This window comes from Kitasatospora sp. NPDC041917, from assembly GCF_055589745.1.
In genome coordinates, this window is record NZ_JBVJBI010000003.1 from 152,422 (window position 1) to 170,673 (window position 18,252).

Annotated in this window: 17 protein-coding genes and 1 pseudogene; 10 read left to right on the top strand and 8 right to left on the bottom strand. The window is 74.3% G+C overall.

Annotated elements, in window-relative coordinates; genetic code table 11:
- The first annotated feature begins 24 nt into the window (after nucleotides 1–24).
- A complete protein-coding gene (locus ACZ6EM_RS04475; RefSeq protein ID WP_465771652.1) occupies nucleotides 25–798 on the top strand; it encodes a GNAT family N-acetyltransferase in 774 nt (257 codons plus the stop codon).
- Nucleotides 799–1,124: 326 nt separating this feature from the next.
- Here the strand turns inward: ACZ6EM_RS04475 and ACZ6EM_RS04480 are convergent, their stop codons facing one another.
- From ACZ6EM_RS04480 to ACZ6EM_RS04490, 3 genes are read right to left on the bottom strand one after another with little or no spacing between them, the layout of a single operon-like run.
- Entirely contained in the window at nucleotides 1,125–1,571 is a 447-nt protein-coding gene (locus ACZ6EM_RS04480) for a hypothetical protein (RefSeq protein ID WP_465771653.1), read from the bottom strand.
- A gap of 4 nt (nucleotides 1,572–1,575) precedes the next feature.
- Entirely contained in the window at nucleotides 1,576–2,835 is a 1,260-nt protein-coding gene (locus ACZ6EM_RS04485) for an amidase domain-containing protein (RefSeq protein WP_465771781.1), read from the bottom strand.
- 2 nt (nucleotides 2,836–2,837) lie between these two features.
- Nucleotides 2,838–3,170, bottom strand: a complete 333-nt coding sequence (locus ACZ6EM_RS04490) for a type VII secretion target (protein ID WP_465771654.1) — start codon at nucleotides 3,168–3,170, stop codon at nucleotides 2,838–2,840.
- 523 nt (nucleotides 3,171–3,693) lie between these two features.
- Here ACZ6EM_RS04490 and ACZ6EM_RS04495 point away from each other — a divergent pair.
- Nucleotides 3,694–4,071: a hypothetical protein gene (locus tag ACZ6EM_RS04495; protein ID WP_465771655.1), complete on the top strand. Its 378-nt coding sequence runs from the start codon at nucleotides 3,694–3,696 to the stop codon at nucleotides 4,069–4,071.
- Nucleotides 4,072–4,489: 418 nt separating this feature from the next.
- Here the strand turns inward: ACZ6EM_RS04495 and ACZ6EM_RS04500 are convergent, their stop codons facing one another.
- From ACZ6EM_RS04500 to ACZ6EM_RS04515, 4 genes are all read right to left on the bottom strand, one after another.
- The gene (locus ACZ6EM_RS04500; RefSeq protein ID WP_452177731.1) at nucleotides 4,490–5,644 is read right to left on the bottom strand and encodes a PP2C family protein-serine/threonine phosphatase; all 1,155 of its coding nucleotides are present in this window, start codon (nucleotides 5,642–5,644) and stop codon (nucleotides 4,490–4,492) included.
- A 327-nt stretch (nucleotides 5,645–5,971) separates the two neighbouring features.
- Nucleotides 5,972–6,394 carry a MarR family winged helix-turn-helix transcriptional regulator gene (locus ACZ6EM_RS04505; protein ID WP_359904334.1) on the bottom strand — a complete coding sequence of 141 codons (423 nt, stop codon included), beginning with the start codon at nucleotides 6,392–6,394 and terminating at the stop codon, nucleotides 5,972–5,974.
- Nucleotides 6,395–6,481: 87 nt separating this feature from the next.
- Nucleotides 6,482–7,801 (bottom strand): M48 family metalloprotease, encoded by a 1,320-nt coding sequence (locus ACZ6EM_RS04510; protein ID WP_465771656.1) that lies wholly within the window; start codon nucleotides 7,799–7,801, stop codon nucleotides 6,482–6,484.
- A 146-nt stretch (nucleotides 7,802–7,947) separates the two neighbouring features.
- Nucleotides 7,948–8,730, bottom strand: coding sequence for a universal stress protein (locus tag ACZ6EM_RS04515; RefSeq protein ID WP_465771657.1), 783 nt, complete (start codon nucleotides 8,728–8,730; stop codon nucleotides 7,948–7,950).
- A gap of 343 nt (nucleotides 8,731–9,073) precedes the next feature.
- Between ACZ6EM_RS04515 and ACZ6EM_RS04520 the strand changes: the two genes are divergently transcribed.
- The 8 genes and pseudogenes from ACZ6EM_RS04520 (at nucleotide 9,074) to ACZ6EM_RS04555 (ending at nucleotide 16,890) form a co-directional block, all read left to right on the top strand.
- Nucleotides 9,074–10,324: a CapA family protein gene (locus ACZ6EM_RS04520; protein ID WP_465771658.1), complete on the top strand. Its 1,251-nt coding sequence runs from the start codon at nucleotides 9,074–9,076 to the stop codon at nucleotides 10,322–10,324.
- Nucleotides 10,325–10,372: 48 nt separating this feature from the next.
- Complete coding sequence (locus ACZ6EM_RS04525) at nucleotides 10,373–10,855, top strand: GNAT family N-acetyltransferase (RefSeq protein WP_401050940.1); 483 nt, start codon at nucleotides 10,373–10,375, stop codon at nucleotides 10,853–10,855.
- Nucleotides 10,856–11,174: 319 nt separating this feature from the next.
- Nucleotides 11,175–11,921: a 2,3-dihydro-2,3-dihydroxybenzoate dehydrogenase gene (locus tag ACZ6EM_RS04530; RefSeq protein WP_401050943.1), complete on the top strand. Its 747-nt coding sequence runs from the start codon at nucleotides 11,175–11,177 to the stop codon at nucleotides 11,919–11,921.
- A 157-nt stretch (nucleotides 11,922–12,078) separates the two neighbouring features.
- Complete coding sequence (dhbC, locus tag ACZ6EM_RS04535) at nucleotides 12,079–13,290, top strand: isochorismate synthase DhbC (protein ID WP_465771782.1); 1,212 nt, start codon at nucleotides 12,079–12,081, stop codon at nucleotides 13,288–13,290.
- Complete coding sequence (locus tag ACZ6EM_RS04540; protein ID WP_465771659.1) at nucleotides 13,287–14,966, top strand: (2,3-dihydroxybenzoyl)adenylate synthase; 1,680 nt, start codon at nucleotides 13,287–13,289, stop codon at nucleotides 14,964–14,966. The genes dhbC and ACZ6EM_RS04540 overlap by 4 nt, the downstream gene beginning before the upstream one ends.
- Nucleotides 14,967–15,071: 105 nt before the next feature.
- Nucleotides 15,072–15,689, top strand: a pseudogene (locus ACZ6EM_RS04545) (isochorismatase family protein); the annotation flags it as partial.
- 122 nt (nucleotides 15,690–15,811) lie between these two features.
- Nucleotides 15,812–16,045: a phosphopantetheine-binding protein gene (locus tag ACZ6EM_RS04550; protein WP_380348422.1), complete on the top strand. Its 234-nt coding sequence runs from the start codon at nucleotides 15,812–15,814 to the stop codon at nucleotides 16,043–16,045.
- A 14-nt stretch (nucleotides 16,046–16,059) separates the two neighbouring features.
- Complete coding sequence (locus ACZ6EM_RS04555; RefSeq protein WP_465771783.1) at nucleotides 16,060–16,890, top strand: AMP-binding protein; 831 nt, start codon at nucleotides 16,060–16,062, stop codon at nucleotides 16,888–16,890.
- A 127-nt stretch (nucleotides 16,891–17,017) separates the two neighbouring features.
- On the opposite strand, the gene ACZ6EM_RS04560 is transcribed toward ACZ6EM_RS04555, so the two are convergent.
- Nucleotides 17,018–18,220 (bottom strand): M20 family metallopeptidase, encoded by a 1,203-nt coding sequence (locus tag ACZ6EM_RS04560; RefSeq protein WP_465771660.1) that lies wholly within the window; start codon nucleotides 18,218–18,220, stop codon nucleotides 17,018–17,020.
- Between the last annotated feature and the right edge of the window lie 32 nt (nucleotides 18,221–18,252).

Sequence of the window (18,252 nt, forward strand, 5' to 3'; positions counted from 1 at the left end):
CCCGGGCCGTGCTGGAGTGAGCGGATGGATCATGACGAGGTGCTCGCCCTGTTCGACGACCGGCTCCGGCGCAACGCGCCGCCCGACCCCGGCTGTCGCGTCGAACGCGACGGTGCGGTGATCCGGCAGGTGGGCCCGGAGCACAGCTGGAACGGCGTGGTCTGGTCCGGCCTGGACGAGGCCGGCGCGGACGCGGCGATCGCCGCGCAGGTGCGCCACTTCGCCGGACTGGGCCTGGAGTTCGAGTGGAAGGCCTACTCCCACGACCGCCCCGCCGACCTCGGCGCCAGGCTGCTGGCGGCCGGCTTCACCCCGGAGCCGGACGAGGCGCTGATGCTCGCCCGGATCGCGGACCTGCCCACCGACGCCGCCCTTCCCGAGGGGGTCCGGCTACTCCCGGTGACCGACCCGGCGGGGGTGGACCTGCTGATGGAGGCCCACGAACAGGCTTTCGGCTCCGAGCACCCCGGGCTGCGCGCGCGGTTGCTCGACCACCTGCGGCACGGCACCCCGACGGTCAGCATGGTCGTCGCGATGGCCGGCGACCGCCCGGTCAGCGGCGCCCGGATGGAGCTGGTCCCGGGCACCGGGTTCGCCGGCCTCTGGGGCGGCGGCACCGCACCGGACTGGCGCGGCCGGGGCATCTACCGGGCCCTCATCGCCCACCGGGCCCGGCTCGCGGCCGAACTCGGCTACCAGTACCTCCAGGTCGACGCGAGCGACCAGAGCCGGCCCATCCTCCAGCGCCTCGGCTTCGCCTGGGTGAGCACGACGACCCCTTACGTGCACCAGCCGTAGGCCCCGCCGAGGGCGGCTGGAGCCGAGGGGGCCGGGACCCGGGGAGCTGGGCCGATCGGCAGGGGTGTACGGGGGCGCCGCTGCTCAGGATGTGCCGTTCGGTACATGCGGGGGAGGGCCGGCCGGGGTCATCGTTGAGGCACCACGAGCGGGGACCGTCCGGGCCCCCGGGGAGGAGCCTCGGCGTGTTCGACCTCTACCACCCGCGCGTCCTCGGCACGACGGCCGTCGTGCCCGCCGCCCTCGGCGGCTTCGCTCTCAGCCTCGGTCTCGGTCTCGGGCTCGGTCTCGGGCGCGGGTTCGTGCGCCGGGTCGCCCGGCGGCGATCAGGCCGGGAGCCGTGTCCGGGGCACCGCGGCCGGATCGACCGCGTCCGTGAGCGGGCCCTGCCCGAAGCAACTGCTCCGCTGAGCCCCGGTGTCGTGCACGGCGGTCTGCACCAGGGCGTACTGGAACGGCGCCCCGATCGCCGCCAGCGGCAGCAGTACGCACAGCAGGGCGTGCCCCGGGCCGATCCGGAACGTCCTGCGGCGGACGGCGGCGACGAGCTGCCAGCCGCCCCAGCACACCGAGACGACGGCCAGCCCCAACCCCGCCCAGGCGAGCGGCAGTACGGGGGCCGGGGCGCCGGGGCTGTCCTGGCAGCGGCTCACGAGCCCGTGGATGTCGCCGTCCGCGACGAGCGTCGGCACGCCGCACGCCCACCCGAGGCAGGCGAGCAGCAGCGGGCCGCCCGCCCGGAGCCACCGCGGGGAGCGCTGTTCTTCACTCATATGCCTAGTACCAGTCCGGATTCACGCGGACGAAGTGCAGCTTCTGGTGCCCGCGCTGCTCCTGGAAGCTGTCGATCCGGCCGCCCATGCTCGCGTTCTGCTGGCCGCCGCTGTGCTGGGTGTAGCGGATGTCCCCGTCCGGGGTCACCGCCGTCACCACCGCGGTGTGGTGGACGACGCCCTTCTTGTCCTGGGAGTCCTGGTCGGAGTCCTCCTCGTAGTAGACGATGTCCCCGGGCTTCACTTCGCCCGGCGGGACCTCCTGACCGCCGTGGCGCAGCATGAAGTCGTGCATGTTCTGCGCCCCGGCCCAGCTCTTCGAATAGTCGAGCCGCTGGTCGAGCCAGTCGCCGCCCGCGTCGTCGCTGCGTCCCCAGGTGTCGTCTCCGCGCCAGCCCCACCACTGGTCCCATTTGGCGTGCACGCCGCCCTGGCGCAGCGCCTCGGAGGCGAAGTTGGTGCAGTTGTCGTCGAAGACGTCGATGGTGGTGTCGTTCCAGGGCTCCAGCGCCCACTGCACCGTCTTCACCCGGTCGTACTTGGTGTTGGGCCCGCCGCGCAGGCCCACCTTCACGTCGTCGGGGATGCCCGGGAGGTTGGCGAGGGTCACGGGGTCGGAGAGCATCAGCTCCTTGTGCTGGTTGTCGGTCAGTGCCTTCCACCAGTCGGCGACCAGCCGGGGGTCCTGCCCGCTGGGGATGCCCCCGGTGTACATGGACAGTTCGGTCTGCGAGGCTTCGCGCTGGAGCTGGTCCAGCGCCTTGCGCGGGTCGGTCTCGCAGGTCGCGGCGGCGAGCTTGCGCAGTTCGGCGGAGGCCAGCTTGTCGGCCTGGGCGGCCTCGCGCAGCGCCTCCTGGAGCATCGCGTTCACCTCCTGGACGGCGTTGTCGTTCGAGGCCGCCGCGCCGCCGCTGCCGTGAACGGCGGCGGTGGTCTCGTCGACGGTGAGGCCGTACTGCCGGGCCATGTCCAGGGCGGAGTTCAGGGTGAGCTTGGCCCGGGTGATGCCGGCGCTCAGCCCGTCGAGGATCATGACGACGCCGCGCATGATGTCCGCGCCGGCCTCCAGGATCTGGGCCTGCTCCTGGAGCTTGCGGCCGGCGGCCTCGCCGACCTTGTCCTTCCAGTTCTCCTTGAGCGGGTCGACGCCGTTGGCATGGATGTCATTGACGGCCTGCCACGCCTGCTTGGACAGGGCGAGCCAGGAGCCGGCGGCGGCATCGACGTCGATGCTGTTGGCGGCCTTGAGCGCCGCGATGGTCATCGTCACGGCTGCTGCCCCGGTTCCGTGCCCCCGAGGTCACCGAGTGCGGCGTCGAGCCGGCGGGCGTACTCCTGGTCGGCCTGGTCGTAGGACCGCGCCGACTCGTGCAACTGTGAGGAGTACAGATGGAGTTGATCGACGACCGACTTCACGTGGGCCTGCCAGGCGTCGGCGCAGTCCTTCAGCGCCGGACCGGAGTCCCAGGCCGACATCGCGTCGGCGGCCGCGTGGCTGTTGTCGAGCCAGTGCCCGACGGGGCCGAAGGTCTTGGCGGCCTCCGTGAGGCCGTTCGCCGACTGTCGCAACGCATGTGTCTGGACGTGGATGTGGTTCACGGTCAGGTCCCCCTACCCGGCTATGTCGATCCCGATCGACATGGGTGCGGCCATGGTAACGACCGGTTTGGAAGGGAAAGGTCATCCGAAAGTCATGAGAAAGTAATTCAACAGGGCTGGTTGCCTTGCTTCCTGTCGGATACTGGGCAGCCGGTCACCGGCGCGGAAACCGGGCCTCGTCCGACCGACCGGGAACACGACTTCGCCTTCGTCAGCGGCAGCGTCCTCGACTACGCGGGCGCCCCGTACGTGAGCGGCAAGGCGGTGCCGGACGTCGGCGGCCAGCCGATCGGCACGGAGTACGACCGCCGGCCGTACCTCTACGGGATCTACGGCAGCGCCGCCCCGCGCGACGGGCGGTCGGTCGGCTGGAACGGCACGCTCTACCAGAGCACCGAGGTCTTCCGGTTCCTCAAGCAGCGACTGGGCGCGACCAGCGCCGCCGTGGTCGCCTACAACCAAGGCCGACTCGACCCGTTACGCCGGACAGCTGAAGGCGGGGCTGGAGGCCGAGGGGTACCGGGTGCTGCTCCAGACGGTGGACTTCGCGCTGCCGAACTTCCAGGCGGTGGCCGCGGCGGTGCACGCCGACGGCTCGCAGCTGCTGTTCGACGCGATGGACTCCCGGGGCAACGCGGCGCTGTGCCGGGCGCTGGACGAGGCCGGGGTGACGGTGGCGGCGAAGGTCACCAACGTGCAGAACTGGTTGGAGTCAGTGCGCACCGACTACGCCTCGTCGCCGGACTGCCGCAACGCGCTGTGGGCGACCTCGTCGAGCCTGAACTACGAGGACGAGCAGTATCCGGCGGTCCACGACTTCCGGACCGCAATGGCCCGCTACCACCCGGACCGGGCCGCCCTGCTGTCCGCCTGGGAGCTGGAGGGCTGGGCGGGCACGTAGTGGCTGTTCGACGCGCTGGACTCCTGCGGCGTCGCGCCGACGCGCTCCTGCGTCGAGGCGTTCATGAACCGCGCCGAGCCCTACGACGCGCACGGCTTGATCCTGCCCGCCTCCTTCGTCCCGCAGCCGCCTCCCACCGGGCCGACCCGGGCGTGCCTGAACGCCGCCCGTTGGCAGGACTCGGCCCAGGGCGGGCAGGGCGGCTGGGTCACCAGGTGCCGTCGATGACCACGAACTGCTTCGACGTGCCGCAGCTGCCGTACAAGCCGTAGCGCAGGGTCCGATCGACAGCCGACAGCCGACGGATTTCAGGTAACAGCTTTCAGGGAACAGCTTTCAGATGACGGATAACAGGTGACAGATTTCGAAATCTGTCATCTGTTATCCGTTGCTTGTCGTTGCCGGTGGTCGCCCGCCCTCACGGCAGCCGCTCGACCACCACCATGGCCGCGTCGTCGTCCAGCCTGCCGCCGACGTGCGCGAGCAGATCGCGGCGCAGGCTCTGGAGCAGGGCGGTGGGGCGCTCGGAGCGCCAGGCGGTGACACGTTCGGTGAGCGGGTAGAAACGTCGCTGGGCATCGCGGGCCTCGATCACGCCGTCGGTGTAGATGAGCAGCCGGTCGCCGGGCCGGAACGGGAAGGTCTCCGCCTCGTACCGCGCCGGCGCGAGTTCGCCGAGGCCCAGCGGCGGGGAGGGGTGGTGCGCGGCGAGGGTGGTGATGCCGCCGGCGCGCAGCAGCAGTGGGGGCGGGTGGCCGCAGTCGATCAGGCGGACCGGGGAACCGTCGTCGGGGATGTCGAGCAGGACGGCGGTGATGAAGGATTCTCCGGCTTCGCCGCTCTCCTCGGGGGGCTCCTCGGGCGAGGGGAGGGGCAGGGCGGACAACGCTTGCAGGCCCTGCCGCTCGCGTCGCTCACGCCGGTCGCGGCGGTCCCGTCGGGACTGTTCGGCGAGCTGGGCGAGGTCCCAGCTGACGCTGCCGTCCAGGTAGGCCGCCAGGTCGGGCAGTTCGGCGTGCAGGTGGGCGGCGGCGCGGAAGGCGCCGAGCAGCAGGGCCGCGTCGCCGAGCGAGGACAGTCCCTTGCCGCGGACGTCGCCGACCAGCAGCCGGGTGCCGGTGGCGGTGCGGGCGGCCGCGTACAGGTCGCCGCCGACCTGCGCCTCGGCCTCGGCGGCCAGGTAGACGGAGGCCAGGTGCAGCGGTCCGATCCGTTCCGGCAGCGGGCGCAGCAGCACCCGCTGAGCGGCCTCGGACACCGAGCGCACCCGGGCCAGCTCGCGCTCGTGCCGCTCGCGCAGCACCCGCAGGCCGACGATCAGCACCGAGACGATCAGCTGCGCGCTCAGCTGGGTCTCGATGTTCGCGCTGGTCAGGCTGTCGCGGACGGCGCCGATGACGGTCAGCGCGGCGAACGCGAGCGCGGCGACCGCGGCGGTGGCCCGGGGGCCGGCGAAGGAGGCGGTGAGGGCGGGGGCGACGATCAGCAGCGGGCCGAGGTGGATGTCCGGCGGGGAGAGGATGTCGACCACGGTGATCAGCACGATCAGCGCGAGGGTCAGCGCCGTCAGCACCCGGCGGTCGGGCAGCCAGGCGCGGCGGCGGTCGGGGGGATGCGTCGCGTTCGAGCGGTGCGGCGCATCGGGACGCTGCCGGAGGGGCACTCCTCCTCTGTACACCGTGGAGGCGGCGGGGCGCACCCGGAAGGGCTCGACCGGCTCTCCGGCCGGTCCCTTCGACCGGCCCCTCCGGCCGGTGTTCCGGGCGACTTCCCCCGGCCGGATCTCCGGCCCGCGCTTCGATCCCGCATCCCGACCCGCGTCCCGCATCCCGACCCGCGTCCCGCGTCCCGCGTCCCGCGTCCCGCGTCCCGCATCGCCGTCCGGCAGGTGGCGCCCAGGTCAGCCCTCCTGGCCGTACCGGGCCAGGTAGTCGGCGAAGCGGGCGACGTCCTCGTCGGACCAGTCGGTGAAGCGCGCGGTGAAGGAGAGCCGGCGCTGCTCGTTGGCGTCCCGCAGCAGGGTGAGGCCGGCCTCGGTGGCGCGCAGGATCTGGCCGCGCTGGTCGTCCGGATCGGTCTCGCGGGCCAGCAGGCCGAGCTTCTCCAGGGCGGTGACCTGGCGGCTGACGGTGGACTTGTCGAGCATGAAGTGCGCGGCCACGTCGGCGGCCCGGCAGCCGCCGCGCTCGGTGATCAGGTCGAGGATGCTGTAGGTGACCAGGGAGAGGTCGGGGTGCAGCTGGGAGGCCTTGTGCCGGGCGCGGCGGGCGAAGGCGGTCAGCTCGCGCTGGATGGTCTCGATGGACGACTGGCGGCCGGGCACGGCGTTCCTATCTCCTCGATATTTGTTGCACTATACAACGGATTTGCCCGGGGGCGCACTTTGCTCCGGTGCTCGCCGCTCCGGCGCTCATCGCCCTGCTGCCCGCCGCCCCGCTGCCCGCCGCCCCGGCGCTCGCTGCTCCGGCGCGGTCCGCCAGGCGCGGGCGGCGGCGATCCGCCTGGTCGCACTCGGGTGAGTGGCGAACAGTAGCTCAAGCACCCTCGGTGGGTCGACATCCGAGACGTTCGCCACGGCCAGTCTGCGCTGCATGGCCACGAACTGCTCGACGTCCCCGGTCAGTTCGAGTGCGTGCCGGTCCGCCCTGGCCTCGATCCGGCGGCTCACCGCGCACTGCGGCGGCCCCGACAGCGCGCCCAGCAGCGCCGCGAGCGCCGCCAGCAGCGGCAGCGCCCGGGGGTCCGCCGCGTCCGTCGCCCCGGCCGCGTCCAGCAGCGGCGGCCAGGTGGCGAGCAGGCCGAGGACGGCCACCGCGACGGCCGCGCCGACCGCGCCCAGCGCGGTGCCGACCGGCACGTCCCGGTGCTTGACGTGGCCCAGCTCGTGCGCGACCACCAGCTCCACCTCGCGCGGCTCCGCGGTGGTCAGCAGCGTGTCGTACGCGACGATCCGGCGGGTCGCCCCGAACCCGGAGACGTACGCGTTGAGCGCGGTGGTGCGACGGGAGGCGTCCGCGACCAGGACGTCCCGCACCCGGATGTCGTCCCGCTCGGCCAGTGCGAGCAGCGCGGTGCGCAGCTCCCCGGGGGGCATCGGGGAGAAGCGGTTGAACACCGGCTCGATCAGCAGCGGATGGAGGAAGGAGAGCGCGGCCGTCAGCAGCGCCGCCGCGCCCGCCGCCGGCAGCCACCAGCGCTGCGGCGACCAGGCGGTCAGCGCGAACAGGCCCAGTGCGAGCGGGAGGACGAGGACGAGGGTGAGCGCGAGGCCGCGTACGGCGTCCAGCGCCCAGCCGGCCCAGCCCTGGGTCACCAGCCCGTACCGGGCCCGGACGGTCCGCGCCCCGGCGCCGAACGGCAGTTGCAGCGCCTGGCCGAGCACCACCAGGGCCGCCGCGCCGGCCAGTACCCCGGCCGTCCGGGAGCCGCCGAACCAGCCGCCGACGGCGGTCACCAGGGCGGCACCGGCCGGGGTGAGGCCGAGCAGCAGGGTCAGCGCCAGGCCCGCCAGTCGTCCGCCCAGTGCCCACGGCAGCTGGGCGCGGCGCAGCGCGCGGCCCCGGGCGCGCTCGTCGGGGGTGAAGTCCGACGCGGGGGCTTCGCCGGGCTGGGCGCACTCGGAGGTCGCGGTCCCGGACGCCGCGGTCTCGGAGGCCACGGTCTCGGGGGTCGCGGTCTCGGGGGTCGGGGGTTGGGCGGCCGGGGGTTCGGGGGCCGGGGTGGTGTCCATGGCGGGGTGCGGCTCTTCCGGTCGGGTCGCGGGAGGGGCGGTACGGCGGTTCGGCGATGTCCAGCGGTGGTCCAGCGGATTCAGCATGGCGTACCCGACCGGGCGATGCGCACGCCGCGGCCCGGCGGTCGCCCGCGGGCGGCGGTTCACTCCTCGGTCGGCCCGGTGGCGCCGTGGACGCCGGAGCGCAGCAGTTGGTGGCCGAGGTCCACCAGGGCGCGGCCGACCGCGAACTCGTCGCCGACGGCGGGGGCCGGGGCGTCGCGCGGGTTGCGGCGGGAACGGGCGTCACTGTGCAGCACGTCGCCGTCGGCGTTCAGCACGGCGTGCACCCGGGTGGTGTCCTCGTCCTCGACCACGTGCAGGCTGAGCTGCCAGTCCTTGGTGCGCACGGCGCTCGGGGCCGACTGCTCGACGCCCTCGCGGCCGGCCGCGGCCGGCGGCGGGGCGGCCACCGTCCCGTCGGCGCGGACGATCACCACCGGGCAGCCGCCGTGCACGGCGCAGCGGGTGGACACCGAGCCGAGCAGCGTCCGGGCGAAGGTGCCCCGGCCCCGGCTGCCCAGTACCAGCAGGTCGGCCCCCTCCGCCGCCTCCAGCAGCACCTCGGCGGCGTGGCCGAGCACCAGGCTCTCCCGGACCTCCACCGAGCGGTCCGGGCCGAGGATCTCGTTGATCTCGGCGCTCAGCGTGCGGCGGGCGGTCCGCTCGAAGCCGTCGTCCACCATCGGCGCGAACCACCCGTACAGCGAGGGGTACTCCCAGGCCGCCACCGCGTGCACCGCCGCGCCGGTCAGCACGGCCTGGCCGACCGCCCAGCGCAGGGCCGCCTTCGACGGCCCTGAGCCGTCGATCCCGACCACGATCCGGTGCTCCCGGGTGAGGGACGGGGGACTGCCGCCCACGGCGGAGATCTGATTGCTGCCCATCACGCCACACCTCCCGGCCTTCGGCGCGGGACTCGCTCCCTGCACACCACGCTGCGCGCCCCGCCCGCCTCCGCGCCAGGGACACGGTGGCCGGGTCGGCCGGGGCCATGGGGACGGTCGGGCCAGGGGGGCGTCCGGCGACCGGCCGGTGATGCCGGGCCCTCGATGCCGGGCCGTCGATGCGCGGGCGGCGATGTCCGCCGGTCGATGTCCGACCGTCGATGCCCACCCCGGCCCGGGGGGGTGTCCTTTGTGGCCGGAATGTTGCTGGCTCGGGTCCGGGTGGTGGTGATTCGGTGGCGTAGGCTGACCGCTCTTGCATCATCCTCGGGGGGATCCACTCATGCGCCGTGTCGCGGCCGCCGTCGCGCTGCTCGTCGGAATGACCGCCGTCGCCGCCTGCGGGCCGGACGACCCCGAGCCGGCCCCGGCCTCCGCCGCCCCCGTCCCGCCGTCCTCGGCGCCGGACGGCACGCCCTCCGGCACGGCCCCGGGCAAGAGTGCCCCGCCCCGGCCCGACGGCACCATCACCGTCGCCTTCGCCGGGGACGTCCACTTCGAGGGCCGTACCGAGGCCCGGCTGGCCGTCCAGCAGCCCGAGCCCGCGCTCGGCCCGATCTCCCGCACCCTCGCCGACGCCGACCTGTCCGTCCTCAACCTGGAGACCGCGATCACCGGGCGCGGTGCCCCGGAGCCGAAGACGTACACCTTCCGCACCTCGCCCAAGGCGCTGTCGGTGCTCAAGGACTCGGGCGTCGACGTCGTCTCGATGGCCAACAACCACGCCGTGGACTTCGGCGCCGACGGCCTCACCGACACCCTCACCGCCAAGGACTCCTCGCCGATCCCGGTGGTCGGCTTCGGACGCAACGCCAAGGAGGCGTACGCCCCGTACGTCACCACCGTGCGCGGGGTGAAGGTCGCGGTGGTCGCCGCCAGCCAGGTCGAGGACCTCACCAACCAGAAGTGGCGGGCCGGCGCCGACAAGCCGGGCATCGCCTCGGCCCTGGACGTGCCGGCGCTGGTCAAGGCGGTGGAGGCGGCCAAGCAGCAGGCTCCGGTGGTGCTCGTCTACCTGCACTGGGGCGACGAGGGCAAGGCCTGTCCGACCGGTCCGCAGACCACCATCGCCAAGAAGCTCGCCGGCGCGGGCGCCACAGCGGTGGTCGGCACCCACGCGCACACCATGGTCGGCTCGGGCATGCTCGGCAACACCTACGTCGGCTACGGCTTCGGCAACTTCCTCTGGTACGGCACCTCCAACTACCCCAACTCCAACGAGACCGGTGTCACCACCCTCACCCTCACCGCCGACGGCAAGGTGACCGGCGAGGCCTTCACCCCGGCCACCATCGACGACAAGGGCATCCCGGAGCCGGTCAGCGGCGCCACCGCCGAGGCAGCCCTCAAGCGCCGCGACGGCCTGCGCGGCTGCACCGGCCTCTCCCCGGCCCCGGCCGGCCCCGGCGCGGCGCCGTCGACCCCCACCGCTCCGGCGACGACCCCCACCCCTCCGGCGACGACCCCCACCGCTCCCGCGAAGGCCCCTTCGGGTCCCGCGAAGGCAGCCACCACCCCCGCCGTCCCGCGTTAGCCCGCGCTGGTCGGGCACGAGGCCCCGACGACCGAACGGCTTTCCCTGCTGCGCCCCGCCGAGGGCGACATCGACGCCGTCCTCGCCGTCCACCGGGACCCGGCCACCTGCGTCCACAACCCCTCGGACGCCCTCGGGACCCGTACCGAGGCCGAAGAGCTGTACGGCCGCTGGAACGCGGTCCGGGAGCGCCACGGCTTCGGCTACTGGACGGTCCGCGAGCACGACTCCCCGGCCGTACCGGGCTTCTGCGGCATCAAGCCGATGACGTTGGCGGGTCTGCCGATCCTCAACCTCTTCTACCGCCTCGCTCCCGCCGCCTGGGGTCGTGGCGTGGCGACCGAGGCCGCCACCACCGTCGCTGCCTGGGCGTCCTCCCATGCCCCCGACCTTCCCCTGATCGCCCGTGTCCGCCCGGAGAACCTCGCCTCCCGGCGCGTCGCCCTGCGCGCCGGCCTGCGTCGCGCGGAACACCTCGACGGTGAGGGCTGTCGCGGCTTCGACCTGATCTTCGCGAGCCGTCTGCCGTAGGGACCCGCCGGATTCTGCGACCACGGCCACCAGCACCACAGGCACGACCGGCGCCACTGTCGCAGACGCCGAGGCCGCGGGACATCGAGGCCGCAGGCGCAGAGGCCGCCCGCCCCCAGCCCGGGGGCGGGCGGCTTTCTCGTGTTCGGGGACGCGTTCGCGGTGCGGAGCGGTCGCCGCGGTACCAGCGGGAGCGAGTTGACGTTCGTACAGGCTCTCGATGCAGGCGAACAGCTGTGTTAGGTTAGGCTTGCCTAATCTTGCTGATCGGAGGGGATGTCCTGTGCAGCAACAGTCCGAATTCGCCGGTGCCGTCGCGATGGTCACCGGGGCCGGGCAGGGCATCGGCGCGGCCGTGGTGCGGGCGCTGGTGGCCGAGGGAGCCGTCGTCGCGGCGGTGGACCGCAACCGTGGCGGGCTCGACGCCCTGGTGGCCGAGCTGCCGACGGTGCGTCCGTACGTGCTGGACGTGTCCGACGCCCAGGCCGTGGACGGCGCCGTGGAGTTGATCGAACGCCAACTCGGGCCGATCGGGACGCTGGTGAACGTCGCGGGAATCCTGCGCACCGCACCGGTCGTCGAACTCTCCGACGGGGACTGGGCGGACACCTTCGCCGTCAACACCACCGGGGTCTTCCACACCGGCCGGGCCGTCGGCCGTCGAATGGCGGACCGCGGGCGCGGGGCGATCGTGACCGTCGGGTCCAACGCCGCCGGGGTGCCGCGGGCCGGGATGGCCGCCTACGCGGCGTCCAAGGCGGCGGCCACCATGTTCACCCGCTGCCTGGGGCTGGAACTCGCCCGGTCCGGGGTGCGGTGCAACGTGGTGTCGCCAGGCTCGACCGACACCGAGATGCAGCGCGCCCTGTGGGGCGAGGACGCCGAGGCGGCCGAACGCCGGGTGATCGAGGGCGACCCGGGCGCCTGGCGGGTCGGCATCCCGCTCGGGCGGATCGCCGCGCCCGCCGACATCGCGGAGGCGGTGGTGTTCCTGGCCTCCGACCGGGCGCGGCACATCACCATGCACGACCTGTACGTCGACGGCGGCGCGACCCTGCGCGCCTGAGCGGGGCAGGGCGGTGCCGATCGGCGCCCCGCCCGTCCCTCCTCCTCGCCCGCGCTCCTGCTCCTCGCCGCCCTCCCGTTCCTCCTCGTCCCCCGTAGAACCGTCCCAGACTGGAGAGACCGCCGTGACCACGGTGCACCACGCCCCTGCCGGGCCGATACCCGCCGGGCCCGACGCCCCGGCGACCGCCCTCGCCGAGGGCCCGGACCACGCCGTCATCGGCGCGGCCAGCGGACTGCTCGGCCAGTACCGGGCCGGCTCCGACGAGGCGTTCTTCGCCTCGCCGACCCGCACCCTGCTCGGCTCCGGCGTGCACGCCCGGGTGCCCCAGGACGGGCGGCCGCTGCCGGTGCGGGTCGCCGAGACGCTGGCCGAGGCGGGCCGGGACGGGGTCGAACGGCCGCTGGTGGTCGGTGCGGTGGCGTTCGACCGGGACAGCCGGGTCGAACTCGCCGTGCCCGCCCGGATCCGCACCGCCGGGGCGCTGCGCGACGACCCGCTGATCGCGCTGCCCGCGCCGGCGGCCGAGCGGATCGACTGGCGGATCGCCCCGGTGCCCGCGCCGGAGGCGTACGGCGCCGGCGTCGCGGCGGCCGTCGAGCGGCTGCGCGGCGGGGAGTTGAGCAAGGTGGTACTGGCCCGGACGCTGGAGCTGAGCGCCGCCGAGCCGCTCGACCTGCCCGCCATCCTGCAGCGGCTGGCCCGGCGCGACCCGGGCGGTTACACCTTCGCCGTCCCGTCCGGCGGCGGCCGCACCCTGATCGGCGCCAGCCCCGAACTCCTGCTCTCCCGGCGGGGAACGACCGTGCTGGCCAACCCGCTGGCCGGCTCGGTCCCGCGCAGCGAGGACCTCGGCGAGGACGTCAGGCGCGCCGCCGCGCTGCTGGAGTCGCCCAAGGACCTGCACGAGCACGCCGTCGTGGTGGACGCCATCCGCGAGGCGCTGGCTCCGTACTGCCGCACTCTCGAAGTGCCCGAACGTCCCACTCTGGTACGGACGGCCGCGATGTGGCACCTGGCCACCACGATCCGCGGCGAGCTGGCCGACCCCGCGGTCTCCGCCCTGGAACTGGCCTGCGCACTGCACCCCACCCCGGCGGTCTGCGGCACGCCGACCGACGTCGCACGCCGGGTGATCGGCGAGGTCGAGCCCTTCGACCGCGGCCTCTATACCGGCATGGTCGGCTGGGAGGACGCGACCGGCGACGGCGAGTGGGTGGTCACCATCCGCTGCGCCGAGGCGCAGGAGCGGACGCTGCGGGTGTACGCCGGCGCGGGCGTGGTCGAGCAGTCCCGGCCGGAGGCCGAACTCGCCGAGACCAGCGCCAAGTTCCGCACCTTCCTGGACGCCGCGGGGGTGGCCCGGTGACGCCGCTGGAGACCGCTCGGGCGGGCTTCACCCCGTACCCCGCCGAGTTCGCCGAGCGCTACCGGGACGCCGGGTACTGGCGCGGCGAGACCTTCGGGCGGATGCTGCGCGAACGCGCCGCCGCGCACGGCGGGCGCATCGCCGTCGTCGACCCGGGCGGTCACTCGGTGGCGGCCGCCGAGCGGCGCTGGACGTACGCCGAACTCGACCTCCGGGCCGACCGGATGGCCGCCGGGCTGCTCGCCCGAGGCATCCGGGCCGGGGACCGGGTGGTGGTCCAACTGCCCAACGCCGCCGAGTTCTTCGAGGTCGTCTTCGCGCTGTTCCGGATCGGCGCGCTGCCGGTCTTCGCGCTGCCTGCCCACCGGTACGCCGAGATCGGGTACTTCTGCTCCTTCACCGGGGCGGTCGCCTATGTGGTGCCGGCCGTCGAAGGCGGTCACGACTACCGCGAACTCGCCACCCGGGTACAGGCGGAGAACCCCGCGCTGCGGCTGGTGCTGGTGGCCGGCGAGGACCCGGGCGAGCACGTCCGGCTCACGGACGTGCCCTGCGACCGTCCAGGACCGGAGGCCTTCGGCGGGGAGCCCGGGCCCGGGGACGTCGCCTTCCTCCAGCTCTCCGGCGGCAGCACCGGCGTGCCGAAGCTGATCCCGCGCACCCACGACGACTACATCTACTCGCTGCGCGGCTCGGTCGAGCTCTGCGGGCAGGACCGGGACAGCGTGTACCTGTGCGTGCTGCCCGCCGCACACAACTTCCCGCTCAGCTCGCCGGGTTCGCTCGGCACGCTGTACGCCGGCGGCCGGGTGGTGCTCTGCCCGCAGCCCGCCCCGGAGACGGCCTTCCCGCTGATCGAGCGCGAGGGCGTGACCATCACCGGGCTGGTGCCGCCGCTCGCACTGCTCTGGCTGGACGCCGCCGAGCGCGGCGCCCGCGGGTACGAGAGCCTGGAGGTGCTGCTGGTCGGCGGCGCCAAGTTCAGCGAGGAGGCGGCCCGGAGGGTGCGGCCGGTGCTGGGCTGCACGCTCCAGCAGGTGTTCGGGATGGCCGAGGGACTGGTCAACTACACCCGGCTGGACGACCCGGAGGAGCTGATCACCACCACCCAGGGCCGGCCGATCTCGCCGGACGACGAGGTCCGGGTGGTGGACGACCAGGACCGGGACCTGCCCGACGGCGCCACCGGCCACCTGCTCACCCGCGGGCCGTACACCATCCGCGGCTACTGGAACGCGCCCGAGCACAACGCCGACTCCTTCACCGCGGACGGGTTCTACCGCACCGGGGACCTGGTCCGGCGCACCCCGACCGGCCACCTGGTGGTCGAGGGCCGGGCCAAGGACCAGATCAACCGGGGCGGCGAGAAGGTCGCCGCCGAGGAGATCGAGAACCACCTGCTCGCGCACCCCGCGGTGCACGACGCGGCGGTGGTGTCGATGCCCGACCCGTACCTGGGCGAGCGCACCTGCGCCTACGTGGTGCTGCGTGCCGGGCACCGCGAAAGCCCGCCGAAGAGCGTCGAGTTGAAGAGGTTCGTGCGGCAACGCGGGCTCGCCGAGTACAAGGTGCCGGACCGGGTCGAGTTCGTCGCCGCCTTCCCGGCCACCGGGATCGGGAAGGTCAGCAAGAAGGACCTGCGCGCCGCGATCGCGGCTTCGCTGACCGGCCGCTGAGCGCCCGTCGACCGGCCGCTGAGCGCCCGCGGATCGGCTGCCGACCGCCCGCCGACCGCCCGTTGACTCTCCCCACTCCGCTACGTCTAGCTAAGGAACACCACCGTGGGCCTGCCCCGCATTCCCCGCTATTCCATGCCCGCCGCCGAGGAGCTGCCCGCCAACCGGGTCTCCTGGACGGTGGACCCGGCGCGCGCCGTGCTGCTGGTGCACGACCTGCAGAACCACTTCCTGGACGCCTTCGACGCCGAGGCCGCGCCGGTGCCCGAACTTCTGCACAACGTCTCGGCGTTGGCCGGGGAGGCGCGCGCCGCCGGCGTCCCCGTCGTGTACTCGGCGCAGCTCGGCGGGCAGAGCCCGGCCGAGCGCGGGCTGCAGCAGGACTTCTGGGGCCCGGGCATCCCGGACGACCCGCGGGCCACCGCGATCGCCGAGGCCGTGGCCCCGGAGCCGGTGGACACGGTGCTCACCAAGTGGAAGTACAGCGCCTTCGTGCGCACCGAGTTGGAGCAGCTGCTGCGCGAGCAGGGGCGGGACCAGCTGGTGATCACCGGCGTGTACGCGCACATCGGCGTGCAGGCCACCGCGTGCGACGCCTGGATGCGGGACGTGCAGGCCTTCGTGGTGGCCGACGCGGTCGCCGACTTCGGCCCGGCGGAGCACCGCGACGCGCTGGCCTGGGTGGCCGGGCGCTGCGGGACGGTCACCACGGCGAAGGCCGTGCTCGGGGCGCTGGCTCCGGCCGCCCCGGGCGTTTCGGATGTCCAGGGTGTCGCGGGTGTCGCGGGCGTCGCGGGCGTCGCTGGTGTCGCGGTTGTCGCGGAACTCGAAGGGGTGAGCGGGAAGTGACGGGCGTGGGCTTCACGGTGGAGCGGATCCGGGCCGAGGTCGCCGATCTGCTCGGCGAGGACCCGGCGGAGATCCCGCTGGACGAGAACCTGGTCGACTGGGGGCTGGACTCCATCCGGCTGATGACCCTGGCCGGGCGCTGGCAGGAGGCGGGCGCCGAGGTGGCGTTCGTCCAGCTCGCGGAGCGCCCGGCGATCGAGGCCTGGGCCGAGCTGCTGGGCGCGGCGTGATGGTGCCGGAGGTGATGGCGCCGGGGGCGGCAGCGGGGGTGGCGGCGGGGGTGCGCGAGGCGGTCCGCGGCGCGGCTCCGGGTGCGGTCCGCGAGGCGGTGCTGTCGGCGGCGCCCGAGCTGCCCGCACTGCCCCGGCGTACGGTGCGGTACCCGGCGACCACCGCGGTGGGTCCGGTCGAGGCGCAGGCGGCCCGGACGCCGGACGCGCCGGCGCTGGTGCTCGCGGACGGGGAGACAGTCAGCTACCGGGAGTTGAACGCCGCGGCCAACCGGCTGGCGCGCGCCCTGGGCGCCCGCGGGGCCCGCCCGGGCGCGGTGGTCGGTCTGGCGGGCCTCCCGCGTCCGGCGGAGTTGCTGACGGCGCTGCTGGCGGTGGCGAAGTCGGGCGCGGCGTACCTCCCGCTGGACCCGGCGGACACGCCCGGGCGGTGGGAGCGGCTGCTGGCGGAGAACGCGCCGGTCTGCGTGCTGGGGGAGGGGGTGCCGGGGGCGTTGGCCGGGCTGGAGACGGACGGCGAGCTGCCGACCGACCCGCCCAGGGCGCTGACCCCGCACCACCTGCTCTGCGTCGGGTACGGCCCGGGCGGGCGCCCGACCGCCGTGCGGCTCACCCATGCCGAGGCGGACCGCCGGGTGCGCGAGCTCCAGGTGGAGCACCCGCTCGGGCCGGGCGACCGGGTGCTCCACCTGGGCCTGCCGCTCTGGGAGTACCTGTGGCCGCTGCGGACGGGTGCCGCCGTGGTGCTCGCCGACCCGTGGCAGGGGGGCGAGGTCGGGGAGCTGGTGCGGAAGCTGGGCGTGACGGCGGTGCGGGCGGCGCCGGGGGTGCTGCTCGGCGGGTGAGGGCGGGCGGCCGGGCGCTACAGAGTGCGGACGCGGACGGACTTCGGGTGACGACTTTCAGCGAACAGAGTTCAGATGACAGATTTCATCATCTGTTCGCTGAAAGTTGTCGGCCGCCCCCCGTCGGTCAGCGCGGCCCACCCGCCGCGGCCTCGGTCGCCGAACGCGCTGCCTGGTCCACCGCCTGGTCCACCGCCAGGTCCACCGCCGTCCACGCCATCGCCACCGCGCCGTCCAGCACCGCCCGCTCCGCCTCCACGCCCAGCGCCGCCTCGGCGAAGGCCGCCTCGTGGGGGGCGCAGGCGCCGCCGGTGATGTCCAGCACCGGATGGATGGACGGCACCGCGTGCGACACGTTCCCCATGTCCGTACAGGCGAAGGGTCCGCTCTCGACCGGTTCCGGCCGGCCGAGCGCCGCCGCGTTGGCCCGCCACAGTGCCAGCAACCGGGCGTCGGAGCGCATGTCCAGGTAGTCCGGCTCGGGTCGGGTCAGTTCCACCTCGCAGCCGGTGGCGAGCGCCCCGGCGCGGAAGCAGTCCTCGACCCGGGAGCGCAGCTCGGCGAGGTCCTCCGCCGCCGAGGCCCGGATCTCGTACTCGGCGCTCGCGCTGTCCGGGATCAGGTTCGGCGCCGTCCCGGCCGCCGTGGTGATGCCGTGCACCCGCCACTGCGGCGGGAGTTGCTGGCGCAGCAGTCCGATGGCGACCTGGGCGACGGTGAGCGCGTCGGCGGCGTTGCGCCCCCGGTGGGGGTCGAGGCTCGGGTGGGCGGCCCGCCCGGTGTAGCGGACGGACAGTGTGCCGAGCGCGAAGGAGTGGAAGTCGGCGATCTCGACGGGGCAGGGGTGGACCATCATCGCGGCGTCCACCCCGTCGAACGCCCCGGCCTCCAGCAGCAGCGCCTTGCCGGCCCCGCGTTCCTCGGCCGGAGCGCCGATCACCCGGACGGTGAGCCCGAGCCGGTCCGCGTGCGGGGCGAGCCCGAGCGCGGCGCCGATCCCGGCGGCGGCGATCAGGTTGTGCCCGCAGGCGTGGCCGAGGTCGGGCAGTGCGTCGTACTCGCAGACCAGCGCGACGGTGACCGGTCCGCTGCCGAGGCGCGCGTCGAACGCGGTGGCCAGGCCGTGGGCGGGTGCGGTGACCGAGTAGCCGTGTGCGCGCAGCAGTTCGGCGCACCAGGCGGTCGCGAGGTGCTCCTCGAAGGCGGTCTCGGGGTGGGCGTGGATGCGGCGGCTGAGTGCGAGCAGCTCGGCCCGGTGGGCGTGGACGCGGTCGCGCACGGCCTGCTTGGCCTCGGCGGGGGGACTGGTCGGCGGCTCGGTCAGGGGCATGGGTGGCGTCTCCGGGTTGTCAGGGGCCCGTC

Bases quoted from the DNA above. Each gene is read 5' to 3' on its own strand.
- ACZ6EM_RS04475 (WP_465771652.1), top strand. From the start codon at position 25: ATGGATCATGACGAGGTGCTCGCCCTGTTCGACGACCGGCTCCGGCGC.
- ACZ6EM_RS04480 (WP_465771653.1), bottom strand. From the start codon at position 1,571: ATGAGTGAAGAACAGCGCTCCCCGCGGTGGCTCCGGGCGGGCGGCCCG.
- ACZ6EM_RS04485 (WP_465771781.1), bottom strand. From the start codon at position 2,835: ATGACCATCGCGGCGCTCAAGGCCGCCAACAGCATCGACGTCGATGCC.
- ACZ6EM_RS04510 (WP_465771656.1), bottom strand. From the start codon at position 7,801: ATGGACACCACCCCGGCCCCCGAACCCCCGGCCGCCCAACCCCCGACC.
- ACZ6EM_RS04515 (WP_465771657.1), bottom strand. From the start codon at position 8,730: ATGGGCAGCAATCAGATCTCCGCCGTGGGCGGCAGTCCCCCGTCCCTC.
- ACZ6EM_RS04520 (WP_465771658.1), top strand. From the start codon at position 9,074: ATGCGCCGTGTCGCGGCCGCCGTCGCGCTGCTCGTCGGAATGACCGCC.
- ACZ6EM_RS04530 (WP_401050943.1), top strand. From the start codon at position 11,175: ATGGTCACCGGGGCCGGGCAGGGCATCGGCGCGGCCGTGGTGCGGGCG.
- ACZ6EM_RS04555 (WP_465771783.1), top strand. From the start codon at position 16,060: ATGGCGCCGGGGGCGGCAGCGGGGGTGGCGGCGGGGGTGCGCGAGGCG.
- ACZ6EM_RS04560 (WP_465771660.1), bottom strand. From the start codon at position 18,220: ATGCCCCTGACCGAGCCGCCGACCAGTCCCCCCGCCGAGGCCAAGCAG.